The sequence below is a fragment of the Enterobacter cloacae complex sp. SHL020 genome (assembly GCF_049236945.1).
In the GTDB taxonomy this organism is placed as follows: Bacteria; Pseudomonadota; Gammaproteobacteria; order Enterobacterales; family Enterobacteriaceae; genus Enterobacter; species Enterobacter dykesii.
Genome location: NZ_JBMKJF010000002.1, coordinates 476,530 through 497,601, shown reverse-complemented (window position 1 = coordinate 497,601; position 21,072 = coordinate 476,530). Strand labels below are relative to the sequence as shown.

Below are 21,072 nucleotides of genomic sequence, written 5' to 3'. Positions count from 1 at the left end.
ATCGCCTTTCGCTATATAATTACGTATATAGCGATTCAATCCTGCATTTTCGCTACAGAATACCTAAAAACCGCATTTTCACATTGATATACGTCATTTTGCATCGGGTGAGGCATCGTCTTTTAGGGGTAGTTAGGTTACTGTTACGCGATCGAACGTGATAAGGAATACGTATGCGCAATCGCACTTTTGCGGATCTTGACCGAGTGGTCGCTCTTGGCGGAGGACACGGCTTAGGCCGGGTTATGTCCTCTTTGTCGTCACTCGGCTCAAGGCTGACAGGGATAGTGACCACCACCGATAACGGCGGCTCAACCGGGCGCATTCGTCGTGCCGAAGGCGGCATTGCCTGGGGAGACATGCGCAACTGTCTGAACCAGTTAATTACCGAGCCGAGCGTCGCGTCGGCGATGTTTGAGTACCGTTTTGGCGGCAATGGCGAACTTTCCGGGCATAACCTCGGAAATCTGATGTTAAAGGCATTGGATCACCTGAGCGTACGGCCTCTGGAAGCCATTAACTTAATCCGTAACCTGCTCAAAGTGGATGCATTCCTGATCCCAATGTCTGAACAACCGGTTGACCTGATGGCAATCGACGCCGAAGGGCATGAAGTTTACGGCGAGGTGAATATTGACCAGCTCATTCTGCCACCCACGGAGTTAATGACCTATCCGAGCGTGCCCGCCACGCGAGAAGCGGTGGAGGCCATCGGAGAAGCGGATCTTATCCTGATCGGTCCGGGCAGTTTTTATACCAGCCTGATGCCCATTCTGCTGGTGAAAGAGCTGGCGCAGGCGCTGCGCCGCACCCCTGCCCCGATGGTTTACATCGGTAACCTGGGACGTGAACTGAGCCCGGCGGCAGCGAGCCTGTCGCTGGCGGACAAGCTTGAATTAATGGAGCAGTACGTCGGTAAAAAAATTATCGACGGCGTCGTGGTCGGGCCGAAGGTGGATGTGTCGGGTATTGGCGACCGCGTGGTGGTGCAGGAGCCGCTGGAAGCGAGTGATATTAAATACCGCCATGACCGTCACCTGCTGCGCGAGGCGCTGGAGAAGGCGATTCAGGCGCTGGGTTAGGTTCGTTTTGTGCGGCCTGATGCCCTCTCCCACCGGGAGAGGGAGAAAACAACGCGTTACTCACGATGCCGCGATGAAAAGATCCCGCAGCTGATGAAGCTGGTCGCGGATCTGCGCCGCCTCTTCGAACTCCAGATTCTGCGCGTGCTGCATCATCTGCCCTTCCAGCTCGTGGATTTTCTGCTGCAGCGCTTTCGGCGTCAGCACGACGGTATCCTCTTCCACCACTGAACGCGCCTTGCCGCGACCCTTCGCTTTGGTTTTGGCAATGTTCTGACCCAGAGCCAGAATATCCACGACCTTCTTGTTCAGCCCCTGCGGGGTAATGCCGTGCTCTTCGTTGTAGCGCTGCTGTTTCTCGCGGCGGCGCTCCGTTTCGCCAATCGCTTTCGCCATCGACGGGGTGATTTTGTCACCGTACAGAATCGCTTTACCGTTGACGTTACGCGCGGCGCGGCCGATGGTCTGGATCAGGGAGCGTTCAGAACGCAGGAAGCCCTCTTTGTCCGCATCCAGAATCGCCACCAGCGAGACTTCCGGCATATCCAGACCTTCTCGCAACAGGTTGATCCCCACCAGCACGTCAAACTCGCCCAGACGCAGGTCGCGGATAATCTCCATGCGCTCCACGGTGTCGATATCCGAGTGCAGATAACGCACCTTCTCGCCGTGCTCTTCGAGATACTCGGTGAGGTCTTCCGCCATACGCTTGGTGAGCGTGGTCACCAGCACGCGCTCGTTGATGGCGGAACGGGCGCGGATCTCTGAGAGCAGGTCGTCCACCTGCGTCGCCACCGGACGCACCTCGATAATCGGGTCCAGCAATCCGGTCGGACGTACAACCTGATCGACAACGTCTTCACCGGATTTCTCCAGCTCGTAGTTGCCCGGCGTGGCCGAGACGTAGATGGTTTGCGGCGCCAATGCCTCAAATTCTTCAAACTTCATCGGACGGTTATCCAGCGCTGACGGCAGGCGGAAGCCGTACTCCACCAGCGTCTCTTTACGCGCCCGGTCACCGCGGTACATCCCTCCGATCTGCGGGATCGTGACGTGGGATTCGTCGATCACCAGCAAACCGTCTGCCGGCAGGTAATCAAACAGCGTCGGCGGCGGCTCGCCCGGCCCGCGCCCGGAGAGGAAGCGCGAGTAGTTTTCAATGCCGGAGCAGTAGCCCAGCTCGTTCATCATCTCAAGGTCGAACTGGGTACGCTGGCTGAGGCGCTGCTCTTCCAGCAGCTTATTGTTGGCCAGCAGCACCTTACGGCGCTCGGCCAGCTCCACTTTGATCTCTTCCATCGCCTGCACGATCCGCTCGCGCGGCGTCACGTAGTGCGTTTTCGGGTAGATGGTAAAGCGCTGGATCACCGACTCAACGTGTCCGGTCAGCGGGTCGAAGAGCGACAGGCGTTCAACCTCTTCGTCAAACAGCTCGACGCGCAGCGCCATATCGTCCGATTCCGCCGGGAAGATGTCGATCACCTCTCCGCGTACGCGGAAGGTGCCGCGCTGGAAGGCCTGATCGTTGCGGGTGTACTGCAGCTCCGCCAGACGACGCAAAATCGCCCGCTGGTCGATGATCATCCCCTGCGTCAGGTGCAGCATCATCTTGAGATAGAGATCCGGATCGCCCAGACCGTAGATCGCGGAAACCGACGCGACGACGACCACATCGCGACGCTCCAGAAGCGCCTTCGTGGCCGACAGACGCATCTGCTCGATATGTTCGTTCACCGAGGCATCTTTCTCGATGAAGGTGTCAGAGCTAGGCACGTAGGCTTCTGGCTGGTAGTAGTCGTAGTAGGAAACGAAATACTCCACCGCATTTTCCGGGAAGAACTCTTTCATCTCGCCGTAAAGCTGTGCGGCCAGGGTTTTGTTGGGTGCCAGCACCATCGTTGGGCGCTGGAGATCCGCAATCACGTTGGCGATGGTAAAGGTTTTACCCGAGCCGGTTACCCCCAGCAGCGTCTGGTGCGCCAGTCCGTCTTCCAGCCCCTCTTCCAGACGACGGATCGCCTCAGGCTGATCGCCAGATGGACGGAAAGCAGAATTCAATTTGAACGGTTTACTCATGGGCGACAACCTGATGACGTTATAAGCGGCAGGTGAGTAATTTTACTCGTTGTTGCCAGGAATGCCAGTAAAAAACACTGGATGAAAAACCAGTGGCATGTCAGGATATTTAGCATAGCGCCTGAATGATGAGTGGGATAACGGCCAAAATTTAGACTGTGACAATATAAAACACCAGTCAGGTCAGGTTATCCCCAGAACTTTTTCTTTTTTAACATTTGTCAAGCCAGGTAATGATAGTTTTGTGGCAACGGGTGACACTTTCATGACGGGAATTGCTTTTATCTAAGCAATTAAATAATAAACGATATTTTCTAAAGCCGCGTTTCGCGCCAATTTGGGCGTAAGCCGCGTCTTCTCTCGCTTATCGCGTGTTTTCTAACTCTAATGCACATGGTTATCCACAGGAATAGTGGATAACTGCTTCCAGCCCATACAGACTGGCGCTCGGCAAATTCCCGGTTTTTCCCACGAGACGGCAGTAAAAAATTTTTATAGCTATTTTTTGATGATTAACAGTTGCGTCATTCATAACCAACCGATGGGATCTTGCTCACATTTTCATCATTTTGAGTTCTGCACCACAACTCACCACCTCCAGCACCGTCGATGTGCAATCCGGTTTTTTATAAACCGCTTTCCGGTGATTTATTCCTAAAAAAGCCATTTTTTTGAACACTTTTCGGTTTCTGGCAGGGGTTTTGCAGATTCGAACCCGAGCCTCACCTACACACATTTTTAAGGAGAGAAAGATGTTGAGTCTGCGTGCTGTGAATCAGTTTTACGGAAGCCAACATACGCTATGGAACGTGAATTTGGATTTTCCGCAAGGGATGTGTACAGGCGTCGTTGGCCTACCGGGGATGGGGAAAACCACCCTCATGAATTGCATCGCCGGGAGAGTGCCCGTTGAAAGCGGCAGCATTATCTGGCACGAGGCGGGCGCACCGCCGCGCGATTTGCTTAACCTGCCGCCAGAACAGCGCTCAGGACCGGGGATAGGCTATGTCCCGCAGGACAGGCGGATCTTCTCCCAGTTAACGATTGAGGAGAATCTGCATATCGCCATGCGGGCGATGGGGAAACCCGACCCGGAGGCGAAAAGTGACGTTTACGACCTGTTTCCGGCGCTCTACGCATTGCGACAGGCCCGCGCCAATACGCTCTCTCCGGACGATCAGTATCAGCTGGCGCTGGCTAATGCGCTGGTGAACCGCCCGAACCTGCTGATCCTCGATGAGCCCCTGCACGGCGCAGGACACAGCTTCGCCCAGAAGCTGGGGCAACTGCTGGTGCGCTTAAACCGGGAGTTAGGTATGACGGTGCTATTAGCGGAGCAGCAGCTGTCGTTTATCCGCCGGGTTGCGGACCGTTTCTGCATGCTCTATCGCGGGCGTAACGTGGCGCAGGGCCACGTTAACGAGCTGGATGACGAGCTTATCGCGCACTGGATGTCGCGGGAAGCAAGACGCTGAGATCGAGATAACGCCCGGTGTCGGCATTTTCCGCGCCGTCAGCAAGCCAGGGAATTTCCCCGAGGCACGGGGCGGGAAGTACGCGCCTGAGCGTCGCCAGATACTCCTGGTGTCGTTTCCCCGGCGCAACCACGTCGTTGGCTATCCAGCCCGCCAGCGTCAGCCCGGCCTGCTGTACGGCCTGCGCGGTCAACATGGCGTGATTGATGCAGCCCAGCCTGACGCCGACGACCAGAATGACCGGAAGCTGCTCGGCCTGCACCCAGTCAGCAAACGTCTGCGTCTCCGAAAGCGGCGTAAACCAGCCGCCTGCGCCTTCCACTAGCACCCAGTCGGCCTGGCTTTCCAGCGTCCTTAACCCGGCTGACAGCACGGTGAAATCAATCGGACGACCTTCGTCAGCGCTGATGATGTGCGGCGAGGTCGGCTCGGCAAAGGTGTACGGATTCACCGCTGAATAGGCAAGCTCACGCGTGCTGTTACGCTGGAGCGCCAGCGCGTCGGTATTGCGTAACCCTTCCGCCGTCATCTCGCTGCCGGAAGCAACCGGCTTATATCCGGCGGTGTTTTTCCCAAGCTTTCGCGCCGCCTGCAGCAGCGCCGAGCTGGCCACCGTTTTTCCCACTTCCGTATCCGTTCCGGTGACAAAATAACGTTCACTCACGTTCGATAATCCCATGAAAAAGTTGATAAGAGAGCGGGAAATGTCCCCGCTGCTGCGGCCAGGCCAGCTCCAGACGCTGCAGCTGTCCCCGGGTCAGCGGTTTTTTCTCCCGCCCGGCGTGCAGGTGCGTGGCCCCGATGCCCTTCAGCGAGCGCATCGCGCTCAACGCATCCCTAAAATTGAGGGTGATGGTCTGCACCGTGCTGCGATAGCGCCAGCCTGCCAGCGCCTGCGTCACCTGCTCTTGCGATAAAAAGCGGTTAGCGTGCGGCTGCTCATCCACCGCTTTCCACGCCTGATTTAGCTCCGGCAGCGAGCTTTCCAGCAGGGTGGTAAAGGCCACCTTCCCCCCCGGTCGCGCAACGCGATAAAGCTCGCGCAGGGCCTGCGGCAGGCTGCTGCACCACTGAACCGCAAGATGGCTCCAGACCAGATCGAACTGCGCATCCGCCAGCGGGATCGCCTCGATATCCGCCAGCAGATAGCGATCCGCTGCCTGCCGCTGACGCGCCTCGTCGAGCATCTGCTCTGAAAGGTCAATAGCCGTAACCTGGCTTCCCGCCCCGCGCCAGTAGCGGCTGTTGCTGCCGGGACCACAGCCGGCGTCCAGCACCTGCGGAAAACGGTTCTCGCCAAGCGCGGTCAGAAGCCCCTGCGCGCTCAAACGCTGCAGCTCATCGTGCTGCGAATAGCTCTGCGCGGCCCGGCCAAATGCCGCCGCGACGGCCTGCTTATTAACCGGCGTCATGGAGCGCCTCCAGCAGCGTCTGGATATCCCGAGCCTCATGCGCCGCCGTCAGGGTTAAGCGCAGCCGCGCGGTACCCGGCGGGACCGTTGGCGGGCGGATGGCGGTCACCCACATGCCGCGCTCGCGCAGCGCCTGTGCCAGCGCCAGCGCACGGCCGTTTTCGCCGACAATCACCGGCTGGATGGCGCTCTGCGAATCGGGGCTGTGGAAGGGCAGCGCCGCTAATCCCTGACGGAAGCGGGCAATATGTTCTGCCAGCCGCTGGCGACGTTCGTCCCCTTCCGCGCTGCGTATTACCGCCAGCGACGCAGACAGCGCCACGGCCTGCGCGGGGGGCATGCTGGTGCTGTAGATCAAATGTCGGGCAAACTGCAGCAGATAGTCGGCGACGGACTCGCTGCACAGCACTGCGGCGCCGCTGGCGCCAAAGCCCTTACCGAAGGTGACGATCAGCAGCTCCGGCTTTACGTTTTGCTGATGCGCGCTGCCGCGACCTTCGTCGCCCATTACGCCAATGCCGTGGGCATCGTCGACCAGCAGCCAGGCGTTTTGCCGTTTTGCGGCCTCGTGCAGCGCGGCAAGCGGCGCGCTGTCGCCGTCCATGCTGAACACGCCTTCGGTGACCGCCAGCTGCTGTCCGTCGCAGGGTTTATCCAGCAGCGCGGTAAGCTGCCCCGCATCGTTATGGGCAAAGCGGCGCAGCTGCGCCGGGCTTAAATTTGCCGCCTCCAGCAGCGAGGCGTGGCTCAGGCGGTCGGCGACAATCCGGTCCTCTTTTCCCATGAGCGCGGTAATGACCGCCTGGTTGGCGGCAAAGCCGGAGATGAACAGCAGCGCGCGCGGGTATCCGAGCCAGTCGGCAAGCGCCTCTTCCAGCGCCTGATGCGCGGTGGTATATCCGCTGACGTGTCCCGAGCCGCCGCTGCCCACGCCAAACCGCTCCGCCCCCTGCTGCCAGGCGCGGATAATGGCCGGATGCTGGCTCAGCCCGAGATAGTCGTTGCTGGAGAAATTGCAGAACCGCTGGCCTTCACGGGTAAGAAAACGGCCCGCGCCGTTTTCCACCACCCTGCGAACGCGAAACGCCTCTGCCGCCCGGCGTTCGTCCAGCGCGGTATTTATTCGTGCCTGCCAGGTCATACGGCTGCCGCGTTGTAGAACTGGTCGGTGTCGGCGTTGAAAATCTGCTGCTCCAGCTGCTGCTGTTGCTCGTTATCGCCCGTCAGCACTTCGGTCTGATGCGGGTTAAGCCCCAGCTTGCGGAACAGCTGAACGTCTTTGTCCTCTTCCGGGTTCGGCGTGGTCAGCAGCTTGCAGCCGTAGAAGATGGAGTTGGCTCCGGCCATAAAGCACATCGCCTGGGTCTGCTCGTTCATCTGCTCGCGACCGGCAGAGAGGCGCACGAAAGAGGTCGGCATCATGATGCGCGCCACCGCAATGGTGCGAATAAAATCAAACGCATCCACGTCCTCGTTATCCGCCAGCGGCGTCCCCTTGACCTTCACCAGCATGTTGATCGGCACGCTTTCCGGCGGGGTCGGCAGGTTTGCCAGCTGCAGCAGCAGGCCCGCGCGGTCTTTCACCGTTTCACCTAAGCCGACAATACCGCCCGAGCAGACCTTGATCCCCGCGTCGCGCACCTTATCCAGCGTGTCCAGACGCTCCTGATAGGTACGCGTGGTGATGATGTTGCCGTAAAACTCCGGTGAGGTGTCGAGGTTGTGGTTGTAGTAGTCCAGCCCCGCCGCGGAGAGGCGCTGCGCCTGCTCCTCGTTTAGCGTGCCGAGCGTCATACAGGCTTCGAGGCCCATCTCCTTCACGCCCTTCACCATCTGCTCCAGATACGGCATGTCGCGATCGTGCGGGTTCTTCCACGCCGCGCCCATGCAGAAGCGGGTTGAACCGGCGTTTTTCGCCTTGCGGGCTGAGTCGAGCACCTGCTCCACTTCCATCAGCCGTTCGGATTCGAGACCGGTTTTGTAGCGCGCGCTCTGCGGGCAATATTTGCAGTCTTCAGGACAGGCACCGGTTTTGATCGACAGCAGCGTGCTGACCTGAACATGGCGCGGATCGAAGTGCTGACGATGCACCTGTTGGGCTTCGAACATTAGCTCAAGGAAAGGTTTGTTGAATAATTCAGTGACTTGCGACATCGTCCAGCGTGCGTGGTGAGCCATGGGGCTTCTCCAAAGGGTTTTGTTAATTTTCGGTTCGGTTTATACTCGTAAACCTAAAACTTTTCAAAATGGTTTACAAGTCGATTATGACCCAGGACGATCTCGCCTTCGACAAGCAGCATATCTGGCACCCTTACACCTCTACCACCCGCCCCCTTCCCGTCTATCCGGTGGCCTCGGCCCACGGCTGCGAGCTTCACCTTGCCAGCGGCGAGCGGCTCGTTGACGGGATGTCTTCGTGGTGGGCGGCCATTCACGGGTACAACCACCCGCGCCTGAATGCGGCGATGAAGGCCCAGATTGACCAGATGTCGCATGTGATGTTTGGCGGAATCACCCATCAGCCCGCGGTGGATTTATGCCGTCGCCTGGTGGCGATGACGCCTGAATCGCTGGAGTGCGTGTTCCTGGCCGATTCCGGCTCCGTGGCGGTGGAAGTGGCGATGAAAATGGCGCTGCAGTACTGGCACGCGAAAGGTGAAACGCGCCAGCGGTTCCTCACCTTCCGCAACGGCTATCACGGGGATACCTTCGGGGCGATGTCGGTGTGCGATCCGGACAACTCGATGCACAGCCTGTGGAAGGGCTATCTGCCGGAAAACCTGTTCGCTCCGGCCCCGCAGAGCCGTTTCGACGGCGAGTGGAACGAGATGGACATGGTCGGTTTCGCCCGGCTGATGGCGGCGCATCGCCATGAAATCGCCGCCGTGATCCTGGAGCCGATTGTGCAGGGCGCAGGCGGAATGCGGATGTACCATCCGGAATGGCTGAGGCGTATTCGCAAGATGTGCGACCGCGAGGGCATTTTGCTGATTGCCGATGAGATCGCCACCGGCTTTGGCCGCACCGGCAAGCTGTTTGCCTGCGAGCATGCAGGCATTGCGCCGGATATTCTGTGTCTGGGTAAAGCGCTGACCGGCGGCACCATGACGCTCTCCGCCACGCTCACGACCCGCCAGGTGGCCGACACCATCAGCGACGGCGAGGCGGGCTGCTTTATGCACGGCCCGACGTTTATGGGCAACCCGTTGGCCTGCGCCGTCGCAAGCGAAAGCCTCGCCATTCTGGAAAGCGGCCAGTGGCAGACGCAGGTTGCGGAGATTGAAGCGCAGCTGAAAGATGAGCTGAATGCCGCCTCGGGGGCAAATTTCGTGGCAGACGTGCGCGTGCTGGGCGCCATCGGCGTGATTGAAACCACCCATCCGGTGAATATGGCGGCGCTGCAGCGCTTCTTCGTTGAGCAGGGCGTCTGGGTGCGGCCTTTCGGCAAGCTTATCTACCTGATGCCGCCGTACAGCATTACGCCAAAGCAGCTGCGTAAATTAACCGACGCGGTTGTAACAGCCGTTAACATTCCCGCGCATTTCACGATGTAACCCTATGCATTACACTTGCTGAACGAGCGATCAACGAGGGTAAACCGTATGAAAATCATCAGTAAAGATCTGCGCGACGGTGAAAAACTGCCGGAACGCCACGTATTCAACGGCATGGGGTATCAGGGAGACAATATCTCCCCGCACCTGGCGTGGGACGAGGTTCCGGCCGGAACCAAAAGCTTTGTCGTGACCTGCTACGACCCGGATGCACCTACCGGCTCCGGCTGGTGGCACTGGATTGTGGCGAACCTGCCTGCCGACACGCGCGTCCTGCCGCAGGGTTCCGGTTCAGACCTGGTTGCCCTGCCTGAAGGCGCCATTCAGACGCGCACCGATTTTGGTAAAGCGGGCTACGGCGGCGCGGCGCCGCCAAAAGGGGAAACCCACCGCTATATCTTCACGGTGCACGCGCTGGATGTGGAGAAGATTGAGGTCGATGAAGGGGCGAGCGGCGCGATGGTGGGGTTTAACGTGCATTTCCATTCGCTGGGCAGCGCGTCGATTACGGCGATGTATTCATAATAGTGCGGGCTGATGCCCTCACCCCGGCCCTCTCCCACAGGGAGAGGGAGAAAACCGGGAATTCCCTCTCCCACAGGGAGAGGGTTAGGGTGAGGGTAAAAATCACAGCACCGAAGGTAACAGCCCCACCAGCCGCCCCTCTTCCAGAAGCTGCATCGCCTTATCAATATCCGGCGCAAAGAAGCGGTCGTCATCGTAGTGCGATACGTGCTCGCGCAGCGCATGACGCGCCTGCTCCAGCAGCGGGCTCGATTTTAGTCCTTCACGCAGATCGATACCCTGACTTGCCGCCAGCCATTCCACCGCCAGCACGCCGCGGGTGTTGGAGGCCATTTCCCAGAGACGACGCCCGGCAGCCGGTGCCATCGAAACGTGATCTTCCTGGTTCGCTGACGTTGGCAGGCTGTCCACGCTGTGCGGGTGCGACAGGGCTTTGTTCTCGCTCGCCAGCGCCGCCGCGGTCACCTGGGCAATCATAAAGCCCGAGTTGACCCCGCCGTTACGCACCAGGAACGGCGGCAGCTGGGACATATGTTTATCCATCATCAGCGCGATGCGGCGCTCGGACAACGCGCCAACTTCGGCAATCGCCAGGGCGATATTATCCGCCGCCATTGCCACCGGCTCGGCGTGGAAGTTGCCTCCGGAAACCACCTCGTTTTCCTGGGCGAATACCAGCGGGTTGTCGGACACCGCGTTGGCCTCCACCAGCAGCACCTCCGCCGCCTGGCGCAGCTGCGTCAGGCACGCGCCCATCACCTGCGGCTGGCAGCGCAGGGAATACGGATCCTGCACCTTTTCACAGTTGTGGTGTGAATCCGCGATCTCGCTGGTGTCGGTAAGCACGTGACGGTACATCGCGGCGGCATCAATCTGCCCGCTCTGACCGCGCACCTCGTGAATGCGGGCATCGAACGGGCGACGCGAGCCCAGCACGGCTTCGGTGGTCAGCGCACCGCACACCACCGCCGAGGCAAACAGATCTTCCGCTTCAAACAGGCCGCGCAGCGCGAAAGCAGTCGATGCTTGCGTGCCGTTCAGCAGCGCCAGCCCCTCTTTCGCCGCCAGCGTGATCGGGTTTAACCCGGCTTTTTTCAGCGCCTCTTTCGCAGGAAGCCACTCGCCCTGCCAGCGCGCTTTGCCTTCGCCCAGCAGCAGCAGCGACATGTGCGCCAGCGGCGCAAGATCGCCGGATGCGCCAACAGAGCCTTTCGCCGGGATCCACGGATAGACTTCCGCATTGACCAGCGCCATCAGCGCCTGAATCACGCTCAGGCGAATGCCGGAGAAGCCGCGGGCCAGGCTGTTGATTTTGAGAACCATCATCAGACGGACAATCTCATCCTCCAGCGGCTGACCCACGCCCGCCGCATGTGACAGCACCAGCGAACGCTGCAGGTTTTCCAGATCGTGTGTGGCGATGCGGGTCTGCGCCAGCAGGCCAAAGCCGGTGTTAATCCCGTAGGCGGTGCGCCCTTCGGCAACGATGGCTTCGACGCAGGCGACGCTGTCGTTAATGGCGGCGTGGGCGCTTTCATCCAGCGACAGGGTGACCGGCTTGCGCCAGACGTTACGCAGCTGCCTGAGCGTCAGCGAGCCGGGAGTGAGTGTTAATGCGTTCATTAATGCTTTCCTTGTGTGGCAGGGATCATCGGCAGGTTAAGGCCCTGCTCTTTGGCACAGTCAATGGCAATTTCGTAACCCGCATCAGCGTGACGCATCACGCCGGTGGCCGGGTCGTTGTGCAGCACGCGAGCGATACGCGCGGCGGCTTCATCGGTTCCGTCGCAGACGATGACCATCCCGGAATGCTGGGAGAAGCCCATCCCCACGCCGCCGCCGTGGTGCAGCGACACCCAGGTCGCGCCGCTGGCGGTATTCAACAGAGCGTTCAGCAGCGGCCAGTCGGAGACCGCATCCGAGCCGTCGCGCATGGCTTCGGTTTCGCGGTTCGGGCTGGCGACGGAGCCGGAGTCCAGGTGATCGCGGCCGATGACGATCGGCGCGGAGACTTCACCGCTGCGCACCATTTCGTTGAAGGCGAGGCCGAGTTTTTGACGCCACTCCAGCCCTACCCAGCAGATACGCGCCGGCAGGCCCTGGAAGTTAATGCGCTCGCGGGCCATGTCCAGCCAGTGGTGAAGATGCTCGTCATCGGCGACGATCTCCTTCACTTTGGCGTCGGTTTTGTAGATATCCTCCGGGTCGCCGGACAGGGCAACCCAGCGGAACGGGCCGATACCGCGGCAGAACAGCGGGCGAATATAGGCAGGAACGAAGCCCGGGAAGTCGAACGCGTTATTCACGCCCATCTCTTTCGCCATCTGGCGGATGTTGTTGCCGTAGTCAAAGGTCGGAATGCCCATCTGGCTGAAGGCCAGCATGGCGGAGACGTGCTCAGCCATGGAGCGTTTCGCGGCAAGCACCGTGCCTTCCGGGTCGGTTTCCGCTTTTTGCTGATATTCTTCCCACGTCCAGCCTTTTGGCAGATAGCCGTGCAGCGGGTCATGGGCGCTGGTCTGGTCGGTGACCAGATCCGGACGCACGCCGCGGGCGACGAGCTGCGGGAGAATGTCCGCCGCGTTGCCGCACAGGGCAATCGACACCGCTTTGCCTTCGGAAGTGTATTTTTTGATGCGCGCCAGCGCATCGTCCAGATCGGTTGCCTGCTCATCGACGTAGCGGGTGCGCAGACGGAAATCAATGCGGCTCTGCTGGCACTCAATGTTGAGCGAGCACGCGCCGGCAAGCGTGGCGGCCAGCGGCTGCGCGCCGCCCATGCCGCCGAGACCCGCGGTCAATACCCAGCGGCCTTTGAGCGAGCCGTTATAGTGCTGGCGACCGGCCTCCACGAAGGTTTCATAGGTGCCCTGCACGATCCCCTGGCTGCCGATGTAGATCCAGCTCCCCGCGGTCATCTGGCCATACATCGCCAGCCCTTTCGCGTCCAGTTCGTTGAAGTGCTCCCAGGTGGCCCAGTGCGGCACGAGGTTAGAGTTAGCGATCAGCACGCGCGGTGCGTTTTTGTGCGTTTTAAATACGCCAACCGGCTTGCCGGACTGCACCAGCAGGGTTTCGTCGTGTTCGAGTTCGGTCAGGGATTTTACAATTGCGTCATAGCATTCCCAGTTGCGCGCGGCGCGGCCAATGCCGCCGTAGACCACCAGCTCGTGGGGGTTTTCCGCCACCTCAGGGTCGAGGTTGTTCATCAACATGCGCAGCGGGGCTTCGGTGAGCCAGCTTTTGGCGGTAAGCGTGGTGCCGCGCGCGGCGCGGACGTCCTGCTGGCGGTATTTACCTGACGACATTGTGTGCTCCTCATAGGGGACAGATGATGCATTTAGATATACTTGTATAGACAAGCACACACAAGGCCGGATTTAACAAAAAAGATACAATTTTGTTATATTGCGTTAGCGATCACGCTTATAAAACTTATGACATGAAGTGGCCCTGCAGCCGGTAGCGATTCCCCGGGAAAAGCAGCCGGGCATGCGACACAATGTGCGATGAGGACCAGGTTCGACGGCGGATCAGCAGGCACGGATCGTGCTCTTTAATGCGCAGCCTTTCGCACTCCTGCGGCGTGGCGCGCACGGCCTCCACAATGTGCTCCCCTTCCGTCAGCGGTGCGACGAGCGAAAGATAGGCATGCGGCGTGGTCTGGGTGTAATCCTGGTTCAGATAGTCCGGTATCCGCTCAGCGTTCACGCAGCGATCTTCAATCTGCACCGGAATATCGTTTTCGAAATGCACCATCACGGAGTGGAAAATGCGGCTTCCCTCCTTGACGTTAAGCTCTGCGGCCTGCTCGGCGCTGGCCAGGGTCTCTTCGAGCACCAGCACCTCACAGCGGTGCTGATGATTACGCGCGGCTATCTCGTCCGCAATGCTGCGGATTTCAAACAGGGCCGACTGTCCTTTCGGTTCCGCCACAAACGTCCCCACGCCCTGCAGGCGCACCAGAAGCCCTTCGTCGGTCAGTTCGCGCAGCGCCCGGTTGACGGTCATCCGGCTAAAACCAAACTGCGCCACCAGCTCGGCCTCCGAAGGTATGCGATCGTGCGGGCGCCAGACGCCGGCGGCAATTTTTTCGCTAATTGCCTGCTTCACCTTTTCGTAGAAAGGCGCAGGAGGGCTCGACTGCGGCAGAGGTGAGCGTGAAAACATCGTGACTCCTTGAATAGTGTTATGCCCACCAGTGAGCAATTTGCCAGGCCAGGCGGGCGGCAAGCTTTGCGCCCTGCCCGTCCCGATCGTACTGCGGGTTAAACTCTACCAGATCGGCGGCCTGGAGCTTACCGCTACGGCAGATTTGTTCGATAACCGGGAGAAGATCCAGCGCCGGTATGCCTAACGCAGCCGGTGCGGACACGGCAGGCATTTCGCTGGCGGGCAGGACATCCAGGTCGATTGTCAGATAGATACGATCGGCCTGCGCCAGCACCCTTTCCAGGGCGGATAGCGCATCGCGCCTGAAATGGAGGTCTTCCACCAGCGTGACGTTCAGGCGTTCGGCCTCATCCCACAAAGCCTGCGTGTTCGCCGCCCGGCTCACGCCAAGGCAGGCGTAATGAAATTCCCGCCCGCGCTCATCGCAGTAGCGCGCCAGCTGGCGAAACGGGGTGCCGGACGTCGCATGGTCGGCCTTGCGCAGATCGAGATGGGCATCAAGGTTGATAATGACAACCCGCTCGTTCGGGAAGGCGTCCAGTACTCCGCGACCGTGCGCCCAGGCGGTTTCGTGCCCGCCGCCAAAGACCAGCGTGCGCATCCCGGACTGCTGACAGGCCGTGACTGCATCGCTCAACGCCTGCTGTGCCGCTTCCAGCTCGTGGCCTTCAACGTACACCGAGCCCATATCCGCCAGCCGGTCATGTCCCTGATGGCTTGCCATATTTGCCAGCGCTTTTCGCAGCATATCCGGTGCCTGCACGGCGCCTGGCCTACCCTGATTGCGTTTTACCCCTTCATCACATTCAAAACCTATCAGCGCAATGCCGGATGAAAGCGGCGTGAACTGTCCCTGCTGCTTTATCGTCTGAAAAATGCGCTTTGCGCTGCTGGCCTCGGCGCTGTCATCGCGCCCCTGCCAGACGGTTTCGGCGACGGGCCGCCATAACCTCATACTGCCTCCCCACGGAAAATACGTTGATACAGCGGATTGCGTCCCGGCTCGTAGACCATCTCAACCGGATGATGTGCATCCCAGACGATAAAATCGGCGACAAACCCGGCCCGCAGCTGTCCGTGGGTTGCGCCACGGCCCAGCGCCTGCGCGGCATGGCGCGTGACGCCTGCCCAGGCCTCTTCCGGGGTCAGGCCAAACTGGACGCAGGCCATGTTCATCGCCAGGTGCAGGCTCGCAAACGGGCTGGTGCCGGGGTTATAGTCGGTGGCGACGGCCATCGGAACACCGCGTTTTCTGAGCTGTTCAACCGGCGGACGCTGGCGCTCCTGCAGAAAATAGAACGCCCCCGGCAACAGGACGGCAACCGTGCCGCTTTCCGCCATCGCCTGAACGCCTGCGTCGTCGAGATATTCGATATGATCGGCGGAAAGGCCCTTATACTGGCTGACCAGCGCCGCGCCGCCCTGATTCGACAGCTGTTCGACATGCCCTTTCACCGGGATACCCAGCGCGGCGGCGGCCTTGAAGAGTCGCTCGGTTTGCGACGGGGTAAAGCCGACGTTTTCACAAAACACGTCTACTGCTTCATATAACTCTTTTTGCCACAGCGTGGGCAGAATCTGCTCACAGACCAGCGTGAGGTAGGCATCCGGATCCTGCCGGTATTCCGGCGGAACCGCATGGGCCGCCAGCAGCGTTGGGCTGATATCAATCGGATTATTGAGGCCCAGCTGGCGGGCAACCTGCAGCATCTTCTCTTCGGCCTCGGCGTTGAGCCCGTATCCGGATTTGATTTCAACGGTCGTCACGCCTTCATTCATGAGACGCTGGAGCCGCTGCTGCGCCAGTTTCAGCAAGGTTTCGGCTGAGCTGCTGCGCGTCGCCGTCACGGTAGCGTTAATCCCGCCCCCCTGGGCACTGATGGTTTGATAAGAGACACCGTTAAGACGCTGCTCCCACTCCGCCGCGCGGTCGCCGCCAAATACCAGGTGGGTATGGCAGTCAATCAGGCCAGGCGTGACCAGACGTCCCTGAAGATCGACACAGTGAGGGTGTCCGGAAGGAATGTCAGATTGAGGGATCACGGCCAGAATAGTGTGGCCGCGCACGACCAGGGCGTGTTGCTCTTTCAGTCCATAAGGCGCAGGTACGTCTGGCGCCATCGTAGCCAGTCGCGCATTTCGCCATATAACATCGTCGGGATGAATCTGCTGCATGGGGCATTCCACTTGTCTTAGGTTGTATAGACATTTATTTGCATCCACCGTCTACTGTCAACCGCCTTAACGGAAAATGTTATTTATTTGTGATCACTTACCTGCCACCCCAGGCTAAAAATGCAACTTTTACCCTTTTTATCTTCCCGTTTCGCTCAACTTAGTATAAAAAAGCAGGCTATTTCGTCTATCCCGTAAAGACTTGCATACCCAGGAGCTTCACCTTGAACATTTCCAGGATTTCCCGTCTGGCGTTAGCACTCGCCTTTGGCGTGACCTTATCCGCATGCAGTTCAACACCACCGGATCAGCGCCCTTCTGAGCAGGTTGCGCCCGGTACCGCCTCCCGCCCGATTTTGTCCGCTGATGAAGCGAAGAACTTCGATCGTGCGCACTACTTCTCGGCGATGGATCCTAACGCTGCGCCGTGGACACCGTCTTCTATTAACCTGCCTAAACAGCCTGACTTCGTGGTTGGCCCGGCGGGTGCGCAGGGCGTAACGCATACCTCTATTCAGGCTGCGGTTGATGCTGCCATCACTAAACACAGCGCGTCTCGCCAGTACATCGCGATCCTGCCGGGTGAATATGAAGGCACCGTGTATGTTCCGGCGGCACCAGGCAGCATTACGCTTTACGGTCTAGGCGAAAAAGCGATCGACGTAAAAATTGGCCTGGCGATTGATTCCGAAATCGACAGCAACACCTGGCGTCACCTGGTGAACCCGGCCGGTAAATATATGCCGGGCAAGCCGGCGTGGTACATGTTTGATAACTGTCAGAGCAAGCGTTCCGCCACCATTGGCGTGATGTGCTCGGCGGTATTCTGGTCTCAGAATAACGGTCTGCAGCTGCAGAACCTGACCATTCAGAATACCCTGGGCGACAGCGTTGATGCCGGCAGCCACCAGGCCGTTGCGCTGCGTAGCGATGGCGATAAGGTGCAGATTAATAACGTCAACATCCTGGGCCGTCAGAACACCTTCTTCGTGACCAACAGCGGCGTGCAGAACACCCTGCAGAATAACCGCCTGACCCGTACCCTGGTGACCAACAGCTACGTTGAAGGTGACGTGGATCTGGTGTCCGGTCGCGGCGCGGTGGTGTTTGATAATACCGATTTCCGCGTGGTGAACTCACGCACTCAGCAGGAAGGTTACGTGTTTGCTCCGGCAACCCAGTCTAACCTCTTCTACGGCTTCCTGGCCGTGAACAGCCGCTTTAACGCTGCCGGTGACGGCGTGGCGCAGCTGGGACGCTCCCTGGACGTGGACTCTGCGACCAACGGTCAGGTCGTGATCCGCGACAGCGTGATTAACGAAGGCTTCAACATGGCGAAGCCGTGGGCTGATGCCGCGATCTCCAAACGTCCATTCTCCGGCAATACCGGCGCGGTGGATGATAAAGGGAACGTGCAACGCAACCTGAACGACGCTAACTTCAACCGCATGTGGGAATACAACAACCGCGGTCTGGGTAGCAAAGTGGTGGCTGAGCCGAAGCAGTAAGCTGTTTTGCCCGGTGGCGCTGCGTTTACCGGGCATAAAAAAACCTCGCATTCGCGAGGTTTTTTGTTTTAAGCCGCTTAGTGAGCGTTAACCACCACCCACATCGGCCCCTGGCCTACGGCGTAGCGCCCTTTCTCTTCCAGCAGACCCTGCTCGCCTTTAATTTCATACAGCGCGATGTGGTGGGATTTCTGCCCCGCCGCAATCAGGTATTTGCCGCTGTGATCGATATTAAAGCCGCGCGGCTGGGTTTCCGTCGGCTGGAAGCCTTCAACCGCCAGCACGCTGCCGTCTTCGGACACGCTAAACACGGTAATCAGGCTGGAGGTACGGTCACAGGCGTACAGATGACGGCCATCTGGCGTAATGTGGATATCCGCTGCCCAGCGGGTGTCGGAGAAGTCGGACGGCATCATGTCCAGCGTCTGCACGCACTCAATCTGACCGTTTGGATCTTTCAGTTCCCATACGTCCACAGAGCTGTTCAGTTCGTTAACCACGTAGGCGTACTGCTGGTTCGGATGGAAGACCATATGACGCGGGCCTGCACCTTCTACCGTCGTGACTTCAGCCGGATTCTGCGCCACCAGGTGACCATCGTCGCTCAGGGTGAACAGGCAGATACGATCCTGCTTCAGCGCAGGTACCCACAGCGTGCGGTTATCCGGAGAGATATTCGCCGAGTGGCAGCCTTCAAGCCCTTCCACCACATCCACGGTTTCGACCGGAATGCCATCTTCAAGACGGGTTACGCTGACGCAACCCGCGTTATAAGAGCCGCTGAAGACAAAGTTGCCTTTACGATCGGTTGAGATATGGGTTGGGCTGCCCGGCAACGGGGCTTCGGCAGTGTAAGTCAGCGCGCCGTCGTCCGGAGAGATGCGATAGGCCAGCACGCGAAACTCCGGGCGCACACCCACGTACAAGAAACGTTTATCCGGGCTGATAACCATCGGTTGCACCTGACCTGGCACATCAACAACCTGAACCAGCGTGAGTGTCCCTTCGGTATTTAAACGCCAGACGTGGATCTGCTGGCTTTCAGGACTGGCGGTATAAACGGTTTGTTTCATGAATATTCACTCCTCACTGCGCATGAAAGTAGTTAACTTTTGACGGTGAATGCTGAATTGTCGACAGGAGTTTTGAAGCGTTCGCCTCTCGGTGTACCATCCCATCAAAACGTAAATTCAATATTAACCCGGAAAAACAAATGACCTCGCGTGTGATTGCTCTGGATTTAGACGGTACCTTACTGACGCCGCAAAAAACCCTTCTCCCCTCTTCTCTGGAAGCGCTTAAACGCGCACAGGAAGCGGGATATCAACTCCTTATCGTAACGGGTCGACATCACGTTGCCATTCACCCTTTTTATCAGGCACTGGCGTTAGATACACCTGCAATTTGTTGTAATGGCACTTATTTGTATGATTATCAGGCAAAAAAGGTTTTAGCCTCCGACCCGCTGCCGGTTCCCCAGGCGCTGCAGCTGATTGATCTGCTGGATGAGCATGCCATTCACGGCCTGATGTACGTGGATAACGCGATGGTGTACGAGCGCCCAACCGGCCATGTGGTGCGCACCAGCAACTGGGCGTTGTCCCTGCCTGAAGCGCAGCGTCCGGTTTTTACTCAGGTAACTTCCCTGCGTCAGGCAGCCCAGGACGTTGAGGCTATCTGGAAATTTGCCCTGACGGATGAAGACACTACCAAACTGAATACCTTCGCAAAACACGTGGAGCAGACGCTGGGGCTGGAGTGCGAATGGTCCTGGCATGACCAGGTGGACATTGCCCGCAAAGGCAACAGCAAAGGCAAGCGCCTGACGCAGTATGTGGAATCAAAAGGCTGGTCGATGCAGGATGTGATCGCCTTTGGTGATAACTACAACGACATCAGCATGCTGGAAGCCGCCGGTACGGGCGTGGCGATGGGCAATGCCGACGACGCGGTAAAAGCGCGCGCCAACGTGGTGATCGGTGACAACACCACCGACAGCATCGCGCAGTACATTTACACCCACCTGCTGTAATCAGGCGGTGATCGAGACGCTCTTAATTTGCGCGTAAAGCCACAGGCCGGGTTTGATCCCTAACTCATCCCTCGCCCACGGGCTGATGCGCGCCCAGAGCGTCCTGCTGCCGACTTCAAGCTTCACTTCCACCTGCCCGTTATCATCAAAACACTCCGCGACTTTGGCACGCAGAATATTTCGAATACTGGTTTGCAGCGGCGGCTGCAGCACCAGCGAGACGTCCGACGCCTGGATGCGAATTCGCAGCGCGGACTGTAGCGGTTTGTCGATCTTATTGACCCACAAATGCTGGTCGCCCAGCGCCAGGGCGGTCATCGCGTAGTGCGGATGGTGTTCCAGAACGCTCACTTTAAGAATGCTACTCTGCTGTTCCCTGGGTAACCAGGGGTGCATTACGCTGCTGCCCCACACCTCTTCCAGGTTGCCGAAGGCCTTCACGCTGCCCTCTTCCAGCACCAGCACCTTGTCGGCCAGATGCAGGATCTCATCCAGCGAGTGGCTGACGTAGAGCATCGGAATATTTATTTCGCGCGCCAGGCGCTGTAGATAAGGCAGAAGTTCGCGTTTACGCGGAATATCGAGCGAGGCCAGCGGCTCGTCGAGCAGCAGCAGTTCGGGTGCGGTCAGCAACGCGCGGCCAATGGCCACCCGCTGTTTTTCTCCGCCGGAGAGCGAGGATGGCAGCCTGTCGAGTAGAGGCTCAATCCCTAAAAGCGTCACCAGCTTATCAAACTGCCCGGCCATGCTTTTCGCCATGCCGTAACGCAGGTTGCCGCGCACGCTGTAGTGCGGGAATAAGCGCGCGTCCTGGAAAACATAGCCGATGCGGCGTTTATCAGGTGAAAGAAACACCTTATTTTCCACGTCATTTAAGACGCGGTTATTCAATACAATCCGTCCTGACTGCGGGCGGGTCAGACCGCTGATGGCATTAATCAGCGACGTTTTTCCCGCCCCCGACACGCCAAAGATGGCGGTGATTCCGCTTGCCGGCAGCGTCTCGTTAAGCGTCAGGGTATGGTTTCCCAGCGTCTGGGTGAAATGGAGTTCAAGCATG

The 21,072-nt window shown here is 59.0% G+C and carries 18 protein-coding genes; 6 read left to right on the top strand and 12 right to left on the bottom strand.

Translation table 11 applies throughout. The annotated features are described in order from the left end of the window. Positions 1–173 precede the first annotated feature (173 nt). A complete protein-coding gene (gene yvcK / locus ACOTZB_RS07475; RefSeq protein WP_023310851.1) occupies positions 174–1,082 on the top strand; it encodes a uridine diphosphate-N-acetylglucosamine-binding protein YvcK in 909 nt (302 codons plus the stop codon). A gap of 60 nt (positions 1,083–1,142) precedes the next feature. Here the strand turns inward: yvcK and uvrB are convergent, their stop codons facing one another. Beyond that, complete coding sequence (uvrB, locus tag ACOTZB_RS07470) at positions 1,143–3,158, bottom strand: excinuclease ABC subunit UvrB (protein ID WP_047650628.1); 2,016 nt, start codon at positions 3,156–3,158, stop codon at positions 1,143–1,145. A 752-nt stretch (positions 3,159–3,910) separates the two neighbouring features. Between uvrB and ACOTZB_RS07465 the strand changes: the two genes are divergently transcribed. Then, on the top strand, positions 3,911–4,633 hold the full coding sequence (locus tag ACOTZB_RS07465; protein WP_421626809.1) for an ABC transporter ATP-binding protein: 723 nt from the start codon (positions 3,911–3,913) through the stop codon (positions 4,631–4,633). On the opposite strand, the gene bioD is transcribed toward ACOTZB_RS07465, so the two are convergent. Genes bioD through bioB form a run of 4 tightly spaced genes read right to left on the bottom strand, consistent with a single transcriptional unit; the run spans position 4,596 to position 8,223 of the window. Then, positions 4,596–5,297 (bottom strand): dethiobiotin synthase, encoded by a 702-nt coding sequence (bioD, locus tag ACOTZB_RS07460; protein WP_421626808.1) that lies wholly within the window; start codon positions 5,295–5,297, stop codon positions 4,596–4,598. The two genes, ACOTZB_RS07465 and bioD, sit on opposite strands and share 38 nt — an antisense overlap. After that, complete coding sequence (bioC, locus tag ACOTZB_RS07455; RefSeq protein WP_421626807.1) at positions 5,290–6,045, bottom strand: malonyl-ACP O-methyltransferase BioC; 756 nt, start codon at positions 6,043–6,045, stop codon at positions 5,290–5,292. The genes bioD and bioC overlap by 8 nt, the downstream gene beginning before the upstream one ends. Further along, a complete protein-coding gene (gene bioF / locus ACOTZB_RS07450) occupies positions 6,032–7,186 on the bottom strand; it encodes an 8-amino-7-oxononanoate synthase (protein WP_421626806.1) in 1,155 nt (384 codons plus the stop codon). Before bioF ends, bioC begins: the two co-directional genes overlap by 14 nt. Continuing rightward, the gene (gene bioB / locus ACOTZB_RS07445; RefSeq protein ID WP_108090558.1) at positions 7,183–8,223 is read right to left on the bottom strand and encodes a biotin synthase BioB; all 1,041 of its coding nucleotides are present in this window, start codon (positions 8,221–8,223) and stop codon (positions 7,183–7,185) included. The genes bioF and bioB overlap by 4 nt, the downstream gene beginning before the upstream one ends. A gap of 86 nt (positions 8,224–8,309) precedes the next feature. Here bioB and bioA point away from each other — a divergent pair, with 86 nt between their 5' ends. Together bioA and ACOTZB_RS07435 are read left to right on the top strand one after the other, a co-directional pair. Next, positions 8,310–9,599 (top strand): adenosylmethionine--8-amino-7-oxononanoate transaminase, encoded by a 1,290-nt coding sequence (gene bioA / locus ACOTZB_RS07440; RefSeq protein WP_421626805.1) that lies wholly within the window; start codon positions 8,310–8,312, stop codon positions 9,597–9,599. Positions 9,600–9,647: 48 nt separating this feature from the next. Continuing rightward, positions 9,648–10,124, top strand: coding sequence for a kinase inhibitor (locus ACOTZB_RS07435; protein WP_008501131.1), 477 nt, complete (start codon positions 9,648–9,650; stop codon positions 10,122–10,124). A 102-nt stretch (positions 10,125–10,226) separates the two neighbouring features. Here the strand turns inward: ACOTZB_RS07435 and hutH are convergent, their stop codons facing one another. The 5 genes from hutH to hutI form a co-directional block, all read right to left on the bottom strand. Next, positions 10,227–11,747, bottom strand: coding sequence for a histidine ammonia-lyase (gene hutH, locus ACOTZB_RS07430; protein ID WP_421626804.1), 1,521 nt, complete (start codon positions 11,745–11,747; stop codon positions 10,227–10,229). Then, a complete protein-coding gene (gene hutU / locus ACOTZB_RS07425; protein ID WP_032641634.1) occupies positions 11,747–13,432 on the bottom strand; it encodes a urocanate hydratase in 1,686 nt (561 codons plus the stop codon). Before hutU ends, hutH begins: the two co-directional genes overlap by 1 nt. A gap of 127 nt (positions 13,433–13,559) precedes the next feature. Further along, on the bottom strand, positions 13,560–14,294 hold the full coding sequence (locus ACOTZB_RS07420; protein WP_421626803.1) for a histidine utilization repressor: 735 nt from the start codon (positions 14,292–14,294) through the stop codon (positions 13,560–13,562). Between the two features lie 19 nt (positions 14,295–14,313). Further along, a complete protein-coding gene (hutG, locus tag ACOTZB_RS07415) occupies positions 14,314–15,252 on the bottom strand; it encodes a formimidoylglutamase (RefSeq protein WP_257829257.1) in 939 nt (312 codons plus the stop codon). Continuing rightward, positions 15,249–16,472, bottom strand: a complete 1,224-nt coding sequence (gene hutI / locus ACOTZB_RS07410) for an imidazolonepropionase (RefSeq protein ID WP_421626802.1) — start codon at positions 16,470–16,472, stop codon at positions 15,249–15,251. Before hutI ends, hutG begins: the two co-directional genes overlap by 4 nt. Positions 16,473–16,696: 224 nt before the next feature. On the opposite strand from hutI, the gene ACOTZB_RS07405 reads away from it, so the two are divergent. Further along, on the top strand, positions 16,697–17,980 hold the full coding sequence (locus tag ACOTZB_RS07405) for a putative acyl-CoA thioester hydrolase (RefSeq protein WP_033144970.1): 1,284 nt from the start codon (positions 16,697–16,699) through the stop codon (positions 17,978–17,980). Between the two features lie 77 nt (positions 17,981–18,057). Here the strand turns inward: ACOTZB_RS07405 and pgl are convergent, their stop codons facing one another. Beyond that, on the bottom strand, positions 18,058–19,053 hold the full coding sequence (pgl, locus tag ACOTZB_RS07400; protein ID WP_045909472.1) for a 6-phosphogluconolactonase: 996 nt from the start codon (positions 19,051–19,053) through the stop codon (positions 18,058–18,060). Positions 19,054–19,193: 140 nt separating this feature from the next. On the opposite strand from pgl, the gene ACOTZB_RS07395 reads away from it, so the two are divergent. Beyond that, positions 19,194–20,012 carry a pyridoxal phosphatase gene (locus tag ACOTZB_RS07395; RefSeq protein WP_421626801.1) on the top strand — a complete coding sequence of 273 codons (819 nt, stop codon included), beginning with the start codon at positions 19,194–19,196 and terminating at the stop codon, positions 20,010–20,012. Here the strand turns inward: ACOTZB_RS07395 and modC are convergent, their stop codons facing one another. Beyond that, complete coding sequence (modC, locus tag ACOTZB_RS07390) at positions 20,013–21,071, bottom strand: molybdenum ABC transporter ATP-binding protein ModC (protein WP_421626800.1); 1,059 nt, start codon at positions 21,069–21,071, stop codon at positions 20,013–20,015. Between the last annotated feature and the right edge of the window lies 1 nt (position 21,072).